Origin of the sequence: Mesorhizobium sp. 8, from assembly GCF_006351905.1 — a bacterium.
In the GTDB taxonomy this organism is placed as follows: Bacteria; Pseudomonadota; Alphaproteobacteria; order Rhizobiales; family Rhizobiaceae; genus Mesorhizobium; species Mesorhizobium composti.
In genome coordinates this window covers 2,091,588-2,110,196 of sequence record NZ_CP040914.1, presented here as the reverse complement: position 1 = coordinate 2,110,196, position 18,609 = coordinate 2,091,588, and the positions used below count along the sequence as shown (strand labels likewise).

Below are 18,609 nucleotides of genomic sequence, written 5' to 3'. Positions count from 1 at the left end.
TCAGCTGTCTGCCTTTCCTTCACGCCAATAGGCAACGGCCAGCTGCTCGCCGGACGAAAGACCGACCGTGTCACGCCAATGGCGGCGGATGGCCTGGATTTCATCGAATTCGGCGCCTGCCCAGCAGAACCGCGTGCGGTCACGGGGAATGTCGATTGCCAGGACGGTGGAGGTAAAATCGGCCGAGCCGGACCGGCGGTCCAGCCGTTCGACCCGGAAGCCGGGCGGATGGCGCAGCGCGATCGCGTCGGCGGTCTTGTCGGCGACCAGAACGACGATGCCTGCAGCCGTCACCGGCAGGCCTTCCAGGATACGGGCTATCGCCGGCAGCGCGGTTTCGTCGCCTGCCAGCAGCATCCAGTCGGCTTGCTTGGCGCTGCGGCCGCCGGGGCCAGCCATGCCGATGCGCATGCCGGGCGCGGCTCCCTTCGCCCAATCGCTGCCCGGCCCGGCCGCCTCGTGAATCACGAAGTCTATGTCGAGGGTTCCGGCGTCGGTGTTGATGCGGCGGATCGTGTATTTGCGCACCGCCGGTTTTCGCTCCTCCGGCGCCGGCTGCACCAGCCCGTCGGCGCCGCGCACCGGCCAAAGCGGTTCCTGGCCCGGCGGCGGGAAGAACAGCCGTACATGCAGGTCTTCGCCCGTGTCGAAGCGGTCGAGATCCTCGCCTTTCAGCGATATCCGGCGCATTTGCGGCGTCAGGTCTTCAACGCGGGTCACCACCATTTCGCGAAAGTCGGAGAACCGCGCGCCGGCCTGGAGGCCCGACCATTCGATGCCGGGCTTTTCCGGATGAGCGAATTCGAGGACATGCGAGGCGAGGAAGCTCGCGAGGTTCTCGAGCTGCGACTGGCTCGGCGCCCTTGCTTCGAGGGACAGTTCGATGTCGCCCGCGTGCAGCCTTGCCTCGCCGGCGCGGATATGTGCGACGACCACGTCTTCGACATCATGGATATCGATGTCGTGCTCGACCATATGATCGCGGAGAGCCGTCAGGACGGCCGAAGGATTGCCAAGCCTGATCTTTGCCTGCGCCGATATCATGGCTGCCTCTTTCTCTCATCTGTATTGGCTGAAGCGCCTGGGTCGGACGGCACGACGAAGAGACGGCCACTGATCGTCTCGACGGAAGCCGAGGCGCCGTAGACCTCTTTCAGCATGGAGGCCGTGATCGCCTCGGACGGCACGCCGGCGCTGTGGAGCCGACCGTTGTTGAGGACGATGACGCTGTCGGCCCAGTGCGCGGCAAGCGTCAGGTCGTGCATGACCAGGACCACGGCCGCGCCTTCCGCGGCGAAGGACCGGACAAGCTGCATCACGTCGTATTGCCGGGCCAGATCCAGCGCGCTGGTGGGTTCGTCGAGAAAGAGCAGTGGCGGCGACAGTGCGATTGTCTGGGCAAGGCTGACGAGCTGCCGCTCGCCGCCGGACAGGCGGTCGAGCGGTCGCAACGCAAGTTCGGCTATACCGACCCGACGCAGGACCGCGATGGCGCGCTTTTCCGCGTCAGCGCTGTCATGTCCCGCCTGCAGGGAGACGATGACGCTTTCGATCACGGTCAGCTCGGCGGCCGGCGGAACCGTCTGCGGCATGAAGCCGATGGTGCGCGCACGGTCTCTCGACGACAACGGCCGCAAGTCGTCGTCGCCGAATTTCACCGTTCCAGATGACGGCACGATCCGGGCGAGGGCCTTCAGAACCGTGGACTTGCCGGCACCGTTGGGGCCGACGAGCACGGTCACGGTTCCGGCCGATATCGGCGGCAGGGTGAGGGCGCGCACCACCGGCCGTGTGCCGTAGGCGACGGCCAAGCCGTCGACATGAAGAGCCACGCCCCCGCTCATGGCGTTCGCCTGTGGCGGCGAAGGACGAGCCAGACGAAGCCCGGCAATCCGATCAATGCCGTGACGATGCCGATCGGCAGCGTGATGCCGGGTATCGCAAGCTTCGAGGCGATGGAGGCTGCCGAGACCATCAGGGCGCCCGTCAGCAGGCTGGCGGGCAGGAAGAAGCGATGATCCTCGCCGACGATCATGCGGGCGACGTGCGGCGCGACCAGTCCAACGAAGCCGATCACGCCGACGAACGCGACGCTGGCGGCCGCCAGCAGGCTGGCGCGAAGCAGCGCCAGGAGACGCAGGCGACGCAGGTCGAGGCCGAGGCTGACGGCCCGCTCCTCGCCCAGCCGCAGCGCGGTCAAACGCCAGGAGGACGCCAGGGAAAACGGCGCCAGGCCGATCAGGACGACCGCCATGATCGGCACCACTGTCCAGTCGGCGCGGGCAAGCGAGCCCATGGTCCAGAAGACGATCTGCTGGAGCGCGTCTGCGGAGGCGACGAACTGCACCAGCCATAGAAGCGCGCTGGCGGTGAAGCCCAGCGCGATGCCGAGCAGTACCATCGTCTCGGCGCCTGCGTCGCTGAAGCGCGCCAGAAGCTGCACCAGCAGCAGCGAACCCATGGCGAAGACGAAGGCGTTGCCGGCGACGAGCCACGACCCCGGCAGCCAGGAGGAGCCGAGGCCTGTGGCGATCGCCAGCGCAGCGCCGAGCGCGGCTGACGTCGACACACCGAGCGTGAAGGGCTCGGCGAGCGGGTTGGCGAGCACCGTCTGCATCTCCGCGCCGGCCAGCGAGAGGGCCGCGCCGACCAGAACGGCGATAAGGGCGACGGGCAGGCGCAGCTGCCACAGGATCACTTCCTGCGCGGCGGTCAGTTGCTTGAGACCGAGCATGGACCCCAGCGCGTCGAGAGGCGGTATGGCGGCCGGGCCGGAACCGAGATCGACGAGAAAGCAGGCGGCCGTGGCCAGTGCCAGGAGCGCGATCCACAGCAGCCGGCGCCGTTTCAGACGCGCATAGGCCTGGAGAGCCGCCGCCGAGGGATCGAGGGATTGCACGGTCGCGCTCACCGCTCGACCCAATAGGTGCCCGTCATCGGCACCGGCAGGAAGTCGCGGTTGATGGCGTCGATCGTCGCCTGCGGGTCTAGGTCGGCGAAAAGATCCGGGTGGAACGCCTTGGCCAGGAATTCGATCATGGCGATGTGGGCGGGGGTGTCGTTGAACATATGCCACAGGGCGAGGGCGCGCCCCTGCCGGACCGCCGTCAACTGCGACAGGCCCGGATTGGCGAGCAGCTTGTCGAACGAGGCTTTCGCGGCTTCCGGCGACACATCGGGACCGAGCACCAGCCCGCCGCGCGCGGCAAGGTGCGCGCCGCCGGTGGCGACGTAGACATCCGGGTCGTCGGCGATCAGCTGTTCCAGGCTGACGTCGCCATAGAGGCCGGGCACATGCTCGAGCGCGACGTTCCTGGCTCTCGCCAGCTCGATCATGTCGTTGAAGACGCCGTGGCCCGGCGTCGGGCAGCAGGGTATGCCGCCGGCATGGACGTGCATGAAGACGCGCGGCGGCTTCGGCTTGGCCTTCGCCAGACGGTCGCGGACCAGATCGAGATGACTCTGGTAAAAGGCAGCGAAGGCGTCGGCACGCGCCTCGGCGCCGATCGCCCGGCCGAGTATCTTCAGGCTTGGCAGCGAATTTTCGAGCGGATGGGAAAAGAAATCCACCACGATCACCGGAATATGAAGTTCTTCCAGCAGGGCCATCGAGCGCCTGGTCGGCGCGGCCTCGGCGTCGTAGAGGCTGAGCACCACGAGGTCCGGCTTCAGCGTCACAATGGTTTCGACGGGCAGGCCGTCGGCCGCGTTGCCACCGATGATGGGAACAGCATCGATCTCCGGAAATGCCTTTGCCCAGTCGCCGTATTGGACGGGATCGAGCTTGAAATCGCCGCGCCATGCGACGAGCAGCGAGGCGGGTTTCGGGTGAAGAAGCCCCAGCACCGGCAACTGTCGGCCCGCGCCCATGACGATGCGCCGGGCCGGCGCATCGAGCGTCACCTTGCGGCTCATGACGTCGGTGATTTCCACCGGTGTCGCCTGCGTTGTCAGCGTGAGAGAAAGCAAGGCCAGCACGACAAGTATGGTCATGCTGCAAAGCCGCAGGCCTGGCGGAAAACCGCCGGGCCTCCGAGACGTTATACTGCGAACGCAAGTCACCATGTGTATTTCAGGTTGGCCGTGATCGCGCGGCCGGCGCCGTAATTGCAGCTTCCGCCGGTCAGGTTGAGGCAGTGCGAGACGTATTTCTCGTCGAACAGGTTGGTCACGTTGACGCGCAGCTTGGTTCCCTCCATGTCCTTGTCGAGCGCCCCGAAATCATATTCGGCGCCGATGTCGACGAGCGCGCGGGCAGGGATGCGCAGTTCTGGTTTGTAGGTACTGTCGGTCTGGTAGGACGACTGCGCCCTGACACCGGCGCCCAGCGACAGACCGGGCACGAAATCGGGCCGGTAGGTGACCCACAGCGAACCCTGATGCTCCGGCAGGCGCAGCATCTCGCGGCCGAGCTCGGCCTTGTTGTTCGACTCCAGAACCTCGGAATGCGTATACGCATAGGAGGCCAGAATATCGATCGAAGGGATCAGTTCGTATTTGCCTTCGATCTCGAATCCCTGCACTCGCTGCTTGCCGGTCTGGACGGAGAACTTGCTGTCGGCGGGGTCAGGTGTGAGCGCATTGGCGATATCCATGGAAAACAGCGATACGCCGATCATACCGCGCCCTTGCACAGGTTCGTATTTGACGCCGACCTCGAACTGTTCGGCGGTCTGCGCCACGAACGGGTTGCCCAGGCGATCCGAGCCGAGCAGCGGCAGGAATGCGGTGGAATAGCTGACGTAGGGCGCCAGTCCGTTATCGAACAGATATGTGATGCCGGCGCGGCCGGTCAGCTTGCCGTCGTCCGTATTGACCGTCGTATCGGTCAGCCGGTTCAGGCTGTCGATTTCGGACCGGTCGTAGCGCAGGCCGAAGGTGCCGATCCAGTTGCCGTAGCGGACCTGGTCCTGCGCATAGACGCCGACCTGTTGCTGGTGTTGCAGGCCGGAGCGCGTGACCGGTGCCGTCGGATAGTCGAACCCGTAGCTGGGGTTCAGGTAGTCGATGGGCGGGACGTAGGTTCCCGGTCCGGTATTGCCGAACTCGGTGCCCGAAGTCGCGCGCACGTAGTCGATGCCCATCAGCAGCGTGTGGCTGAGGTCTCCGGTGTCGAAATGGGCTTCGGCCTGGGTGTCGACCGTAAAGGCCGTCAACTCGTCGTCGGAGATGGCCGTGACGCGATCGAGACGCGATCCGGTTGGCGTTCCAGGGAATGGATAGGCGAAGGCCGGATTGACGAGAACAAGGTCCATGTGCTGGTCGGCCGCCGCGTAGCGCAGGTTCTGGCGTACGGTCCAGGTTTCGTCGAACCGATGCTCGAACTCGTAGCCGAGCGCGTAGAAATCGCGCACGGACGAACCCCAGTCCGGATCGCCCAAGAATACGTCGCGCGGGATCTGGCCGTAGGGGTTGGGCAAAAGCGTGCCGCGCGCCGGATAGAAGCGCGGGCTGAAGACCGGATTGTCGTGCTGATAGTAGCCGTAGACAGTGAAGGTGGTGTCGTCCGTCGGCACCCAGCTTATCGACGGCGCCAGCATGATCTGCCGGTCGACCTCATGGTCGATTTGCGTGTCGAGGTTCTTGCCCAGTCCGATGAAGCGGTAGAGGAATTGCCCATCCTCGGTCAGCTTGCCGGTCATGTCGACCGCACCCTGGATGCCGCCGAAGGCGCTTGTCTGCAGGGAAACTTCGCGGTGGGTTTCTTCCTGCGGACGCTTGCTGACGAGGTTGACGAGACCGCCGGGCAGCGAGCGCCCGTAAAGAACCGAAGCAGGCCCCTTGATGACTTCGACACGATCGAGCGCATAGCTGTTGACCGACGGCGTCGCATAGTTGCTGGGATCGCCCGGCAGGGTGAGGCCGTCCAGCCAGTTCGTCGAATACAGATTGAAGCCGCGAACGTAGAGCCAGTCATAGCGGATGTCGGCGCCGTTGGGGTCCGCCTGCAAGCCCGGCGTATAGCGCAGCGCCTCGGCGACGGAGTTCGCTCCCTGCGCGTCCATCTGGTCACGCGTCACCACATTCACCGCCTGCGGCGTCTCGATCAGCGGCGTCGCCGTCTTCGAGGCGGATTTGCTCTTCTTGGCGACGATGCCCTTGACTGTACCGGTGCCTTTGCCCGCATCGGTTCCGTTCGCCGATTCGACTACGACCTGTTGCAGCTCGGTTTCCGATGGCTGCTGCGCGTGCAGGCTGCCCGCGGTCAACAGAACGGCACTGGCGGCGGACGCTGCGAGACAGGCATTCAGACGGGAAAAATTCATATCGCCCCACTAAACATGATATTTAAAGTCATGTTAAGTGGGGTCGTAACGGACGATAGGCCACCGGGCAACGGCTTCGCCTTTGCAGAAGCGTCAAAGTGATTTGCGAGCGAAGCAGATCGTTGGCTTCCCCGGCGGTTAAGGGAAAAATGTGATGACGGAACAACAGCCGGAACGGATCATGCGTGTCGGAGATCTCGCGAGCCGGCCGGGCGTGAGCGTCGATGGACCTTCCCTGCATGGGGACGCAACGCTTTTTCGCGGCGCCTTCTGGAACAAGGAACTGCGTCATGGTCTTTTCGTTCATGGCAGCGATGTCGTCGAGGACGAAGGCTTCACCGCGCTTTCATCACAGCAGGCGGGCTTATCCTGTGTCTTCTTCCTGGAAGGCGATGTCGAAGTGCGCATCGGCGATCGCGATCTTCGCTTTCGAGGCAGCGGAGCGCTGCATGACGCCCTCGTCATACCCAGTGTCCGGGCGGAAAGCTTTCGCCGCCGTTCCCCCGGTCGGCAGAGGATCAAGCATCTCGTCGTGTCGGTGACGCCCGAATGGCTGGAAAGCGACGGTCTCGAGGGAGCCGACGATCCGCGCCTTGCCGTCAGTTTCGCCAGCGATCACCTTGCCAGCCATGCGTGGCGGGTTACGTCGCGCGCGGCTGAACTCGTCAACAGGCTTTTTCTGCCGGGTCCGCGTTCATCACGCATCGGCGAGCTTTATGCCGAAAGCGCGGTCGTGGAGATCGTCGCCGAAGTCCTTGCTGCCTCGAGCGGCGAGGGCCTCCCGAGGAAAAGCGCTACGCTGGCGCCGCGCGAGCGGGTCCGCCTGTCACGGGCGTGCGACTTCATCGCGGCGCATGAAGGCGAATGGCCGAGCGTCGAAGCCGTGGCCCGGCAAGCTGGCGTCAGCGCCAGCGGCCTGCAGCGCCTGTTCCGTTCGGCGCACGGCCTGAGCGTCTTCGAATACATGCGTCTCGCACGGTTGGAACGCGCCAGGGACATGCTCGGCGCTGGTCAATGCACCATCCAGGAAGCCGCCTCGCTCTCCGGCTATTCCAGTGCGGCCAACTTCGCCACGGCGTTTCGCCGGCAGTTCGGGGCGACGCCGAAGCAGGTGCTCGGCGAGGCGAGACCATGAACCCGCTTGCCACGGTCGGGCGCCGTTTCCTGAAAAATACGCCATTGAACGGGCGTATTAGTTGAGTGTATCTGTCCACAAATTTTGCGAACGGACGTTGCCGATGAGATCTACCGCCATCCTTGCATGGGCCTTTCTGGCTCTGACGACCGTGATCGCGACGGCACAGGAGGTTTCGCCGAATCCGCCCGCCGTCGTCGAGCCGGCGGTCCCATCCGTGTCGCAGGCTCAAGCCACAACGACCCGGCGCGAAACCGTGCGGCAGGCAGGCAGGGACGGCGCGGACAGTGTTCCCACGGCGCTCCTGCCGCACAACCTTTCACCCTGGGGTATGTTCATGAACGCCGACATCGTCGTCAAGGCGGTGATGATCGGCCTCGCCTTCGCCTCCCTGGTCACCTGGACGGTGTGGCTGGCCAAGACGCTGGAACTGTTCTTCGCCCGGTTGCGAACGCAGCGCGCCGTGAGCCGCATCGTCCACGCCCGGACGCTGCAGGATGCGGGCGCGGCGCTGGCGATGGGAGGCGGTGCGGCAAGCCTGTTCGTCCAGGCCGCGCGGCAGGAAGTCGACCTGACCGCGCCGGTGCTCGACCACGCCGGCGGAGACGGCCTGAAGGAGCGCGTCGCCTCGCGGCTTTCGCGCATCGAGGCGCAGGCGACGCGGCGTATGACGCGTGGCACCGGCCTTCTGGCGACGATCGGATCAACGGCGCCGTTCGTCGGCCTGTTCGGCACCGTCTGGGGCATCATGAACGCCTTCATCGGCATTTCCGAAGCCCAGACGACGAACCTGGCGGTGGTTGCGCCCGGCATCGCCGAGGCGCTGCTGGCGACGGCGCTGGGGCTGGTGGCGGCGATCCCGGCCGTTGTCATCTATAACGTCTTCGCCCGCGCCATCGCCGGCTACCGCCAGGTGCTGGCCGACGCCGCCGCCGGCGTCGAGCGGCTGGTCAGCCGCGATCTCGATTATCGCGCCGTGCCGGCCCGTTCCATGGCCGCCGAATAGGGAGAACCGGAATGGCCGCACGGATTCGCGAAAGCGTCGGCGACGACCTGGAGGAGACGCACGAGATCAACGTGACGCCCTTCATCGACGTCATGCTCGTACTTCTTATCATCTTCATGGTGGCGGCGCCGCTGGCGACCGTCGATGTCAACGTCGACCTGCCGGCCTCGACCGCGGCCGCCACGCCGCGCCCCGACAAGCCGGCCTTCCTGACCTTGAAGAGCGACCTCACGCTTTCGCTCGGCAACGAGACCCTGCCGCGGCAGGGCTTTGCCCAGGCGCTCGACAGGATCACCGGCACCGACAAGGAAACGCGCATCTTCCTGCGCGCCGACAAGGCCGTCCAGTATGGGGAATTGATGGAGGTCATGAACCTGCTGCGCGGGGCCGGCTATCTCAAGGTCGCGCTGGTCGGCATCGAGAGCCTGCCGCCGGAAGATGCCGTAAACCCATGACGGCTGACCCTGCCGAGATCGCGCTGGCGAAGCGCTCCCTTTTCAAGGACGCCGGCCTGTGGCTGGGCGCGGGCGCGGTCGTTCTCTTCGCGCATGCGGCCTCCGCCTACCTGCTGCGCGACTTCGACCCCGTGCCGGAGCACGCTGCGCTCGAGCAGGCGATGGAGATCGACTTGGCGCCGCTTCCCGTCTCGGTGCCTGAGGCCGTCCAGTCCGAGGCGCTTGCGCAGGAACAGCCGCCGGAAACGATCGAGCCGATGGAAGCGGCCGAGGCCGTCCAGCCGGAGCCGGAACAGGCGGTGGAGACGCCGGCGGAAACGGCGCAGCGGGCCCAGCCGGAAACCGTGCAGCCGGTTACCGATGAAGCCGAGCCCGAGCCTGTGGAAACCACCAACGCCGAACCTGAGGAGCCGGAGTTGGTGGAAGAGGAAACCGTTGCTGCGGTGACCCCGGAAGTCGCCATACCCTTGCCGCAACCGCGCCCCGAACGACCGGTCGAGGAGAAGGCCGAACCGTCGAAGAAGAAGCCCGTGCGCAGGAAGGCCGAGACCGCAGACAAAAAGGCGAAGGAGGCCGAGCTGCCGAAGCGGAAGGCGACGCCACCCGCATCACAGGCTTCCGCGGCATCGCGGGCACCGACTATCGATCCGTCCCGCTGGAACAGCGCGGTGCGTGCCGCCATCGCGCGACGGGCGGGTGCCGTACGCGGCATGCGCGGAACCGTCCGGGTGAGCTTCGTGGTCAGTTCGTCAGGCGCGATCGTCTCGGCCAGCGTCAGCGGCTCGTCCGGCGATGCGCGGCTGGATCAGGCGGCATTGCGCATGGTCCGTTCGGCGCGCGTCCCGGCCCCGCCCGCCGGCCTTGGCGGCTCGCGCCACGCTTTCGCGATCCCACTGAGCTTCCGCTGAACCGCTGCCGTTCGAACCTCGCTCTTGGGGCGTGCCTGGCGTCGGAGAAGCCAGGCTCATCCGCTACGCCCGGCCTTCCTCTTCGTCATCGCCGAGCACGCTTGACGGATCATCGGATCACTTCCGCGATCCTGCGCGCCGAAGATCGGCCGCCTATTTCCAGAGCGGGTAGCTCGGCGAAAAAAGCTCGGCGACCGGTGGATGTTGCCAGCTGCGGTCCGGGTATTTCGCCACAAGGCCTTCGAACTGGGCCTGCGCCTGTTCGCGCGCCTTGACGATATCGAGGCCGGCGAGCTTGCCGTCCAGCATGGAGAGTCGCCCGTCGACGAAGGTCGCCTGCGTAACCTTGCCCGAGCCGCCCACCACCAGCGTCGTGACGGGATCGACGCTCGGCGTCAGGTAGGGGTCGTCGAGGCGGAAGACAGCGATGTCGGCGCGGGCGCCGGCGGCGAGCCGGCCGAGGTCGGTCCGGCCGAGCGCCTTGGCACCGCCGAGCGTGGCGGCATCGAAAAGCTCGGCCGAGCGCACCGCGTCCGACTTCTTCTCCGCTATGCGGCAGGCGATCAGCCCCGCCAGCAGGTTCATCAGCATGTCGGGTGGGGCGGTGTCGGTCGCCATGCCGATATTGATGCCGAGTTTACGATAGGAGGCGAAGGAGTTGAGCACGCTGCCCATGCGTGCCGAGACGAGCGGCGAATGCGCCAGCGACACGCCGTTGTCGGCGTAGAGCCGCAAGTCCTCGGCCGTCGCATAGGTGCCGTGCGGCGCGATCAGCCTTTCGCCCAGCAGACCATGGTCGGCCATCCAGCGCGGGCCGGTCGCGCCGTGCAGCTTGCGCATGACGTCCAGTTCCATCGCACCCTGCGCCATGTGCAGCCGTGCCCGGCAGTTGAGGTCGCGGGCGGCGGCCATGGTTCTCTGGAGCAGTGTCAGCGTGCAGGTCTCGACGCGGTCGGGCGCCAGCATGCCGTTGACGAGGCCGCCATGGTTTCCGTGCCGGCGCTCGATGAAGGCGATGGCGTCGGCGAGGCCGCTGAGGCCCTTCTCCTCGTCGAACACCGGCTCCATGCGGCCCGGCCCTTCCAGCACCATGCCGCCGGAGCGGTAGGCGGGGCTCAGGAAAACGCGCAGGCCGAGATCGCCGGCCGCGTCGGCGGCGGCGTCGAATTCGGCGACCGTCTCGGCCCATTGGCGGTAGTAAAGCGAGGCGATGGGGGCTGCCGTGGTGATGCCGTTGAGCAGCAGCAGGCCGAAGGCGAAACGCTTCTGGAAGGCCAGTTCGTCCGGCGAGTACATTTCGTACGGCCCGCGCTCGACATAGGAACGCGGCCAGATGCGGCCTTTGGCCCAGCCCGGCTGGTTGTCCGTCACCAGAAGATAGGTGTCGAGATCGGACAGCGCGTCGAGGTCGATAAGACCGGGGCTGATGAGCGCCGTGCCGAAGTCGATGCGCCGCGCCACCTTGCCTTCGAAGCGCGGGCCGGCGTAGACGACCGCGCCGCCGTCGATGACCAGTTCGCCGTTCGGCACCAGATGGTGCGTGCCGTCGCGGTGGGCGAGCAGCCATGCGGCGGTGAGCAGGGTCGGCCCTTTCGGTCGTTCTCCCAGGACGAGGTGGCGGGAAGGATCAGAGGTCATGGCGCATCCGAACGGGAAAAAGAGAGCCGGCCGACGCCGCCATGGGTATCGGCATCGGCCGGCGAATGACAAAAGAGCGTTTCAAGGGTCGCTGAAACGCTCTTTCGCCAGGCTCGGGAGGAACGTCGAAGCTATTCGGCCATCTGCGTCAACCAGTGACGCGGCTTGTTGTCGGCGCGGAAGTCGACGCTCTTGATCTTGTCGAGCATCGCCCAGGCGATCGGCTGCTGGTGCAGCGGCACGAGCATGACCTTGTCCTTGGCGATCTTCAGGGCCGCCGCTTCCAGCGCCAGGCGCTTTTCGGTGTCGGGTTCCTGCGCCGCCTGCTGGACCAGCTTGTCGAGTTCAGGCTCCGACCAGCCGCCGTAGTTGGAGACGCCCATGGCGCCGTTGCGGGTCGACAGCACCTGCGACAGCAGAGAATAGGCGTCGAGCGTCGGCTCGTTGGCCCAGCTGAGATTGAAGACGTCGGCCTTGCCGGTGGTGCGCTTCGGCTGCTGCACGGCGCGCGGGCCGATGTCGATGGTCGGCTGGAAGCCGCCGCGCTTAAGCATGTTGGCGATGCCCGAGCAGATGTCTTCCTCGTTGATGCTCTCGTCGTTCATGCACAGGTAGGTGAAGGCGAGGTTTTCCTGGCCGGCCTCGGCGAGCAGCTTCTTGGCCTCTTCCGGATTGGGCTTGTCGTAGGTGTCGAGGTCCTTGGCGTAGCCCGAGATTTCAGGTGCGATCAGCGAGCCGGAGGGCCGCGCCAGCCCGCGCATCACCTTCTTGTTGATGAGGTCGCGGTCGATCGTGTCCCGGAAGGCCTGGCGTACGCGGATGTCATTGAACGGGCTGGGACGTCCGTCCTCCAGCTTCTCGCGGCGGTTGAAGCCGATGAAGACGGTGCGCAGCTCGGTGCGGTTCTTGACGACGATGCCGGGCGAAGATTGCAGGCGCGGAAGATTCTGGATCGGTGCGGAATCGATCAGGTCGATTTCACCCGACAAAAGGGCTGCGACGCGCGTCGCAGCCGAGGTGATCGGCAGGAATTCGATGCGGTCGAGATTGTGTTTCTTGGTGTCCCACCACTGGTCGTTGACGACCAGCACGGTCTTGCTGTCCGGCACGCGGCTTTCCAGCTTGAACGGGCCGGTGCCGTTGGTGTGGAGGGTGGCATAGCCTTCGACCTTGGTGGCGACGTCGGTCGGCTTCTCGCTGTCGTGGTCCTTCAGCCACTTGCCGCTGAACATGAAGATGTTGGTCATGTCGTTGAGGAACAGCGCGGTCGGCGCCGAAACGCCGATGTCGACCGTGTAGTCGTCGACCTTCTGGCAGTCGACGAAGAGGGGGATGTTGCCGCGCAGTGGCGAGGTCGGGTCGGTGACGCGCTTCATCGAGGCGACCACGTCGTCGGCGGTGAAGTCGCTGCCGTCATGGAACTTGACGCCCTTGCGCAGCGTGAAGCGCCAGCGCTTGCCGTCGATCAGCTCCCACTTGGTCGCCAAAGCGGGCTCGATCTTGAAATCCTTGTCGTAGCGCACGAGCGCTTCGTAGATGTGATTGAGGAAGGCGAGGTTCGACGTCGACGCCACCGAGTCCGGGTCGAGCGAATAAATGTCGGCGCGGCTGCCCCACTTCAAAGTGGCCGCGTTGGCCGAGCCGAAAGCGGGGGCCGTGATGGCCGCAGCCAGCAGCGCCGAGGTGATGAATTTCTTCAGGCGGGACATGCTCTCTCCCTCATGTCGTATGTCGCTGCGCGACCGATGTGCATTTTCCGGCGGGATTATGGGAGCCGCCATTTCTATTGTCAACGACATTGTCGACATTTAAGGTGCCGAACATCGACATTGAATTCGCCTGCCGCTGCACAACCGAGGGTATCAGCCATGGATGGACTTCTCCTGCTTCACGGAACGATCGTCACCGTCGACGGGACGCGTCGCATCATCGAGGACGGTGCGCTGGCGACGGCCGGCGACCGGATCGTCGACATCGGCACGGCGGCCGAGCTGGCACCCCGTCACGCCGGCAAGAAGGTCGTCGATTGCCGCGGCAAGCTCATCATTCCCGGCCTGATCGACGCGCACGGCCATGCCGGCCATTCGCTGATCCGCAGTATCGCCGCCGACACCAACGCGCTGTGGATGCGCATCGTCACGCCGATGTACTACCACTATGTGACGCGTGAATTCTGGTATGCGGACGGCCTCGTCTCCGGCCTGGAGCGGCTGCGCGCCGGGGTGACGACGGCGGCCTCCATCATCACTTCCATGCCGCGCAGCGACGATCCGGTCTTCGCCATCAACCACGCTCGCGCCTACGCGGAACTCGGCTTGCGCGAAATCGTCTGCGTCGGTCCGGCCGGCCTTCCCTGGCCGCAGTCGGTGACGCGTTGGGACAGTGGCCGTCCCGAGCGGCATTCGGTTTCCTTCGAAGAGATGATTGAGGGCGCCGAGGCGGTGATCGAGACGGTGAACGGCAATGCGGACGGGCGCATCAAGGTGTTCCTGACGCCGTTTACCATCGTGCCGTCGGTCGAGCCGTCCAACGCCTCGACGCCGGACTGTGCCGTCAACCTGACGGCGGACGATCGCATGCAGGCCCGCCGCGTGCGCGAAACGGCGCGCAAATGGGGCGTTCGCATCCACTCCGACGCCTTTGCCGGCCAGATCCGCATGGCTTTCCAGGACAAGGAAAACGCGCTGCTCGGCCCGGACGTGCACCTCCAGCATTGCTGGGGCATCTCGCATGAGGAGATCGACATACTGGCCGAGACGGGCACCTACGTCACTCACGCGCCGCCCGGCCGCTCGACGCCGATCCTGCAGATGATGGCGAGGGGCGTGCCGGTCGCCATCACCTCGGACGGCGCCGCACCCAGCCGCCATTTCGACATGTTCCAGATCGCCAGGACCGCGCAGGCGACGCAGCACCTGCTGCACAACCACGACCGCTACCACCTGCCGCCCGGCAAGGTGTTCGAGATGATCACCATCGACGCCGCCCGCGCCATCGGCATGGACCACGAGATCGGCTCGCTGGAGGTCGGCAAGAAAGCCGACATCGCCATCGTCGACATGCGCAAGCCGCACCTCATGCCGAACTGGATGCCGGTGCACCGGCTTGTCCATCAGGTTCTGGGCAGCGACGTGGACACTGTCATCGTCGACGGGCGCGTCCTCATGGAGGCGGGCACTGTGCTGACCGCCGACATGGGCGAGGCGCTGGAATTCGGGCAGGCCGAGGCCCTGGCGCTGGCCGAACGGGCCGGCTTGCAGGCGCACATGCACGATCCGGGCTGGGGGCAGCTGTACCGGACCTTCAGCGAGAAAGTGGTGCCACCCGTCCAGCCCGCTGTTTGACACGGCAGTCCGATTTTGCCGCCAAAATACAGGAAAAATTGTCTACGATTTAGTTGACATCGATTTTGACCGCGCCTATCATCGGTGCAGTTGGACGGAGGCATTGGTCCACGAACGGCGCTTTCCCGGAGGAGAACCGAGAGCGCTTTGAACCAGGCAGATGATTGCGCCTCGGCCCGAGGAGAGTTGCGATCGCGGCAGCGGAAAGCTGCCGCCGGTCGTCTATTCCATGCAGGCAAACCGAAAGAGACCTCCATGCAAGGAGGCGAACCTTCCAGAAGCGGAGCTAACCGAATGCTGAAACAACTCGGCCTGGCGGCCACACTGGCATTGAGCCTGGTTCTTCCCGGCCATGCGGCGACCCTCAAATGGGGCGCCTCGCACGACATTTTCTCGCTCGACCCCTATTCCTACGGGGACAGTTTCACGCTCGCTTTCCTGAACCATGTCTATGAAGGGCTGGTCCGCTACGACGACAAATTGCAGATCGAGCCGGCGCTGGCGACGTCGTGGGAGACGGTGTCGGACACGGTGTGGCGTTTCCATCTGCGCAAGGACGTCAAGTTCCACAACGGCGCCGACTTCAACGCCGATGACGTGCTCGCCTCGCTGAAGCGGGTGAGCGACCCGGTTTCGCCGCTGCGCGGCAACCTGCCCGCCTACAAATCCTCCACCAAGGTCGACGACTATACGGTCGATATCGAGCTGACCGGTCCCTATCCGCTGCTGCTCAACGACCTCACCAACATTCACATCTTCGACGCGACCTGGCTGAAGGACAACGACAGCGAAAAGCCGACCGACGTCGGCGCCAAGATCGAGGGCTATGCGACATACCACACCAACGGCACCGGTCCGTTCATGCTCGAAAGCCGCGTTCCCGACTCCAAGACCGTGCTGGTGAAGAACCCGAACTGGTGGGACAAGTCGCAGTCCAACATCGACCGCATCGAGTTCACGCCCATCGTTTCGGCTGCAACCCGCGTCTCGGCGCTGCTGTCGGGCGAGGTCAACTTCACCGACAACGCGCCCTCGCAGGATCTGCCGCGGCTGGCGGCGCAGCCCGGCCTCAAGGTGATGGAGCGCACCGACCTGCGCACCATCATGATCGGCTTCAACCGCAAGCCGAAGCTCAACAACGGCGACGACAACAAGTTCAACGACCTGCGCGTGCGCCAGGCCTTCGCCCATGCACTCGACCACAAGCTGATCCAGCAACGCATCATGCGTGGCAAGTCGCGCACCGCCGGCGAGATCGTGGCGCCCGAGATTCCCGGATATTCGGCCGATCTCGACACGCCGCTCCCCTACGATCCGGACCTGTCGAAGAAGCTTCTGGCGGAAGCCGGCGCCACCGACATGCCGTTCACCATGGTGTGCACGACCGACGCCTACGTGAACGAAGAGGAATTGTGCCAGGGCATCGTCAACATGCTGACCCGCGCCGGCTTCAAGCCACAGCTCGACATCGCGCCGGTCGCCCTGCAGGCGCCCAAGCGCACCGGCGGCAAGGCCGACGTCTACCTGATCGGCTGGGCGACCGAGCCGATGCTCGACGCCTATTCCATCCTGGTGCAGATGATCGAGACGCGGTCGGCCAATGCCGGCGTCTTCAACTGGGGCGGTTGGAGCTATCCCGACATCGACAAGTTGATCGTCGCGGCCTCGACCGAGATGGACCGGACGAAGCGGCTGGCGCTCGAAACCAAGGCGCTCGGCATGGTCAAGGACCAGATCATCATGCTGCCGCTGCACCAGCAGCCGATGGCCTGGGTGATGTCGGACAAGATCGACAAGATCGCGCAACTGCCGGACAATAAGGTTCGTAGCTGGCTGACGCATATTTCCGAGTAGCAACGACGGCGGTCCGGGCCACGGTGCCCGGACCAGCCGGAAATTGGGAGCATCCCATGCTGGTCTTCATCGTCAGGCGCCTGATCAACTCGGTCTTCGTGATGCTCGCCGTCGCGATGCTGGCCTTCCTGATCTTTCAGATGGCGGGCGACCCCGTCGAGATGATGGCGAACGAGCAGACGTCGCAGGCCGATCGTGCCGCGATGCGCGAGCGTCTCGGCCTCAATGACAGTCTGCCGACACAATATGTGCGTTTCGTCGTCAACGCCGCCAAGGGTGATTTCGGTATCTCCTACCGCAACGGCCAGGACGTGCTGCACCTGATCGGGCAGCGTTTCCCGGCCACGTTCGAACTGGTCATGGTGGCGACGCTGATTTCGCTTGTCGTGGGTATCCCGCTCGGCGTGCTGACGGCGATCCAGCGCGGGCGATGGTATGCCGAGGGGTTGCAGTTCGTGTCCATCGTCGGCGTCTCATTGCCGAGTTTCGTCGTCGGCATCCTGCTCATCCTGGTGTTTTCGGTCATCTTCGGCTGGCTGCCGGCCTTCGGGCGCGGCGACGTGGTCAAGATCGGCTGGTGGTCGACGGGCCTTTTGACACCGTCCGGCCGGCAGGCGCTGATCCTGCCCGCCGTCTCGCTGTCGCTCTACCAGATCACGCTCATCATGCGGCTGGTACGGGCCGAGATGCTGGAAGTGCTGCGCTCCGACTACGTGAAGTTCGCGCGGGCGAGGGGCATCACCCGCGCACGCATCTACTTCCGCCATGCGCTGCGCAACTGCCTGATGCCGGTGGTGACGATGACGGCCATGAACGTCGGCGCGCTGATCGCTTTCGCCATCATCACCGAGACGGTGTTCCAGTGGCCGGGCATGGGCATGCTGTTCATCCAGGCCGTCACCTTCATCGATATCCCGGTGATGGCGGCGTATCTGTGCATCATCTCCTTCATGTTCGTCGTGCTGAACATGCTGGTCGACATCGCCTATGCGGTGATCGATCCCAGGCTGCGCACCGCTTAACAGGATGGTTGGCCCATGACCGCCGAAGTCTCCGAAACCCCGCAGAAAATCCGCCCCGCGCGTCCGTCCCTGTTCAGGCGTATCAGCGCCAGCGACCTGTGGTGGTCGTTCACGCACAGCAAGACGGCGATGGTCAGCACCCTGCTGCTGGCGCTGTTGATCCTGACGGCGGCGCTGGCGCCGCTGATCGCCCCGCAGAACCCCTATGACGGGGCGCAGCTCGATATGTGGAAGGCCGAACTGCCGCCGCTGTGGCAGGCCGACGGCGAATGGCCGTTCCTGCTCGGCACGGACACGCAAGGGCGCGACATGCTGTCGGCCATCCTCTACGGCACGCGCATCTCCATTGTCATCGGCATCGCCTCCGTCGCGCTGTCGCTGGTCATCGGCATGAGCGCCGGCCTGGTGTCGGGCTATTTCGGCGGCTTCATCGACAACCTGCTGATGCGCATCGGCGACGTCACCCTGTCGATCCCGACTATCCTCGTCGCCATCCTCGTTTCCACCGTGGTGCGGCAGATGCTGCCGCCGGACTTGCGCGAGGTCGGCGCTTCGGCGGTGCTGGTGCTGGCCATCGCCCTGTCGGCCTGGGTGCAATATGCGCGCATCGTGCGCGCCCAGACCATCGTCGAGGCCGGCAAGGACTATGTGCAGGCGGCAAGGCTGATCCATGTGCCGGCGCGCCGCATCATGGGCAAGCATATCCTGCCCAATACGCTGACGCCGATCCTCGTCGCCGCCACGCTCAATTTCGGCATGGCCATCCTGACGGAAGCGACGCTCTCCTTCCTGGGCATCGGCATGCCGCCCAGCCAGCCTTCGCTCGGAACGCTGATCCGCATCGGCAACCAGTTCCTGTTCTCCGGTTCGTGGTGGATCGTGCTGTTCCCGGTCATCCAGCTCTGCCTGCTCGTCGTCGCGGTCAACATGCTCGGCGACTGGCTGCGCGACGCCCTGAATCCGAAACTGAGGTAGAATAAG

At 65.1% G+C, this 18,609-nt stretch carries 15 protein-coding genes; 8 read left to right on the top strand and 7 right to left on the bottom strand.

Features of this window, described 5'->3' with window-relative positions; all coding sequences use genetic code 11:
• The 5 genes from FGU64_RS10220 to FGU64_RS10205 form a co-directional block, all read right to left on the bottom strand.
• Complete coding sequence (locus FGU64_RS10220) at positions 1-1,044, bottom strand: siderophore-interacting protein (protein ID WP_139953164.1); 1,044 nt, start codon at positions 1,042-1,044, stop codon at positions 1-3.
• Positions 1,041-1,844, bottom strand: coding sequence for an ABC transporter ATP-binding protein (locus tag FGU64_RS10215; RefSeq protein WP_139953162.1), 804 nt, complete (start codon positions 1,842-1,844; stop codon positions 1,041-1,043). Before FGU64_RS10215 ends, FGU64_RS10220 begins: the two co-directional genes overlap by 4 nt.
• On the bottom strand, positions 1,841-2,911 hold the full coding sequence (locus tag FGU64_RS23425; RefSeq protein WP_246671287.1) for an iron ABC transporter permease: 1,071 nt from the start codon (positions 2,909-2,911) through the stop codon (positions 1,841-1,843). Before FGU64_RS23425 ends, FGU64_RS10215 begins: the two co-directional genes overlap by 4 nt.
• Entirely contained in the window at positions 2,908-3,993 is a 1,086-nt protein-coding gene (locus FGU64_RS23420; RefSeq protein WP_210239067.1) for an ABC transporter substrate-binding protein, read from the bottom strand. The genes FGU64_RS23425 and FGU64_RS23420 overlap by 4 nt, the downstream gene beginning before the upstream one ends.
• Positions 3,994-4,058: 65 nt before the next feature.
• Positions 4,059-6,209, bottom strand: coding sequence for a TonB-dependent siderophore receptor (locus FGU64_RS10205; protein WP_246671286.1), 2,151 nt, complete (start codon positions 6,207-6,209; stop codon positions 4,059-4,061).
• A gap of 211 nt (positions 6,210-6,420) precedes the next feature.
• Here FGU64_RS10205 and FGU64_RS10200 point away from each other — a divergent pair, with 211 nt between their 5' ends.
• The 4 genes from FGU64_RS10200 to FGU64_RS10185 all read left to right on the top strand — a co-directional run bounded on the left by FGU64_RS10200 (position 6,421) and on the right by FGU64_RS10185 (position 9,770).
• Complete coding sequence (locus FGU64_RS10200; RefSeq protein WP_139953157.1) at positions 6,421-7,401, top strand: AraC family transcriptional regulator; 981 nt, start codon at positions 6,421-6,423, stop codon at positions 7,399-7,401.
• A gap of 103 nt (positions 7,402-7,504) precedes the next feature.
• Positions 7,505-8,407, top strand: a complete 903-nt coding sequence (exbB, locus tag FGU64_RS10195) for a tonB-system energizer ExbB (protein ID WP_139953155.1) — start codon at positions 7,505-7,507, stop codon at positions 8,405-8,407.
• An 11-nt stretch (positions 8,408-8,418) separates the two neighbouring features.
• Positions 8,419-8,862: a TonB system transport protein ExbD gene (gene exbD, locus FGU64_RS10190; protein WP_139953153.1), complete on the top strand. Its 444-nt coding sequence runs from the start codon at positions 8,419-8,421 to the stop codon at positions 8,860-8,862.
• On the top strand, positions 8,859-9,770 hold the full coding sequence (locus FGU64_RS10185) for a TonB family protein (protein ID WP_139953151.1): 912 nt from the start codon (positions 8,859-8,861) through the stop codon (positions 9,768-9,770). The genes exbD and FGU64_RS10185 overlap by 4 nt, the downstream gene beginning before the upstream one ends.
• Positions 9,771-9,923: 153 nt before the next feature.
• Here FGU64_RS10185 and FGU64_RS10180 read toward each other — a convergent pair whose 3' ends face one another.
• A complete protein-coding gene (locus tag FGU64_RS10180) occupies positions 9,924-11,408 on the bottom strand; it encodes an amidohydrolase family protein (RefSeq protein WP_139953149.1) in 1,485 nt (494 codons plus the stop codon).
• Positions 11,409-11,539: 131 nt separating this feature from the next.
• On the bottom strand, positions 11,540-13,117 hold the full coding sequence (locus FGU64_RS10175; RefSeq protein WP_139953148.1) for an ABC transporter substrate-binding protein: 1,578 nt from the start codon (positions 13,115-13,117) through the stop codon (positions 11,540-11,542).
• Positions 13,118-13,276: 159 nt separating this feature from the next.
• Here FGU64_RS10175 and FGU64_RS10170 point away from each other — a divergent pair, with 159 nt between their 5' ends.
• The 4 genes from FGU64_RS10170 to FGU64_RS10155 all read left to right on the top strand — a co-directional run bounded on the left by FGU64_RS10170 (position 13,277) and on the right by FGU64_RS10155 (position 18,603).
• Positions 13,277-14,752 (top strand): amidohydrolase family protein, encoded by a 1,476-nt coding sequence (locus FGU64_RS10170; protein ID WP_139953146.1) that lies wholly within the window; start codon positions 13,277-13,279, stop codon positions 14,750-14,752.
• 294 nt (positions 14,753-15,046) lie between these two features.
• Positions 15,047-16,606, top strand: coding sequence for an ABC transporter substrate-binding protein (locus FGU64_RS10165; protein WP_136359748.1), 1,560 nt, complete (start codon positions 15,047-15,049; stop codon positions 16,604-16,606).
• A gap of 56 nt (positions 16,607-16,662) precedes the next feature.
• Positions 16,663-17,628, top strand: coding sequence for an ABC transporter permease (locus tag FGU64_RS10160; RefSeq protein WP_136359749.1), 966 nt, complete (start codon positions 16,663-16,665; stop codon positions 17,626-17,628).
• A gap of 15 nt (positions 17,629-17,643) precedes the next feature.
• A complete protein-coding gene (locus tag FGU64_RS10155) occupies positions 17,644-18,603 on the top strand; it encodes an ABC transporter permease (protein ID WP_139953144.1) in 960 nt (319 codons plus the stop codon).
• Positions 18,604-18,609: the final 6 nt, after the last annotated feature.

Coding starts and splice junctions, on each gene's coding strand:
- FGU64_RS10170 (WP_139953146.1), top strand. CDS start 13,277: ATGGATGGACTTCTCCTGCTTCACGGAACGATCGTCACCGTCGACGGG.
- FGU64_RS10220 (WP_139953164.1), bottom strand. CDS start 1,044: ATGATATCGGCGCAGGCAAAGATCAGGCTTGGCAATCCTTCGGCCGTC.
- FGU64_RS10160 (WP_136359749.1), top strand. CDS start 16,663: ATGCTGGTCTTCATCGTCAGGCGCCTGATCAACTCGGTCTTCGTGATG.
- FGU64_RS10175 (WP_139953148.1), bottom strand. CDS start 13,117: ATGTCCCGCCTGAAGAAATTCATCACCTCGGCGCTGCTGGCTGCGGCC.
- FGU64_RS10180 (WP_139953149.1), bottom strand. CDS start 11,408: ATGACCTCTGATCCTTCCCGCCACCTCGTCCTGGGAGAACGACCGAAA.
- FGU64_RS10165 (WP_136359748.1), top strand. CDS start 15,047: ATGCTGAAACAACTCGGCCTGGCGGCCACACTGGCATTGAGCCTGGTT.
- FGU64_RS23420 (WP_210239067.1), bottom strand. CDS start 3,993: ATGACCATACTTGTCGTGCTGGCCTTGCTTTCTCTCACGCTGACAACG.
- exbB (WP_139953155.1), top strand. CDS start 7,505: ATGAGATCTACCGCCATCCTTGCATGGGCCTTTCTGGCTCTGACGACC.
- FGU64_RS10155 (WP_139953144.1), top strand. CDS start 17,644: ATGACCGCCGAAGTCTCCGAAACCCCGCAGAAAATCCGCCCCGCGCGT.
- FGU64_RS10200 (WP_139953157.1), top strand. CDS start 6,421: ATGACGGAACAACAGCCGGAACGGATCATGCGTGTCGGAGATCTCGCG.
- FGU64_RS10215 (WP_139953162.1), bottom strand. CDS start 1,844: ATGAGCGGGGGCGTGGCTCTTCATGTCGACGGCTTGGCCGTCGCCTAC.
- exbD (WP_139953153.1), top strand. CDS start 8,419: ATGGCCGCACGGATTCGCGAAAGCGTCGGCGACGACCTGGAGGAGACG.
- FGU64_RS10185 (WP_139953151.1), top strand. CDS start 8,859: ATGACGGCTGACCCTGCCGAGATCGCGCTGGCGAAGCGCTCCCTTTTC.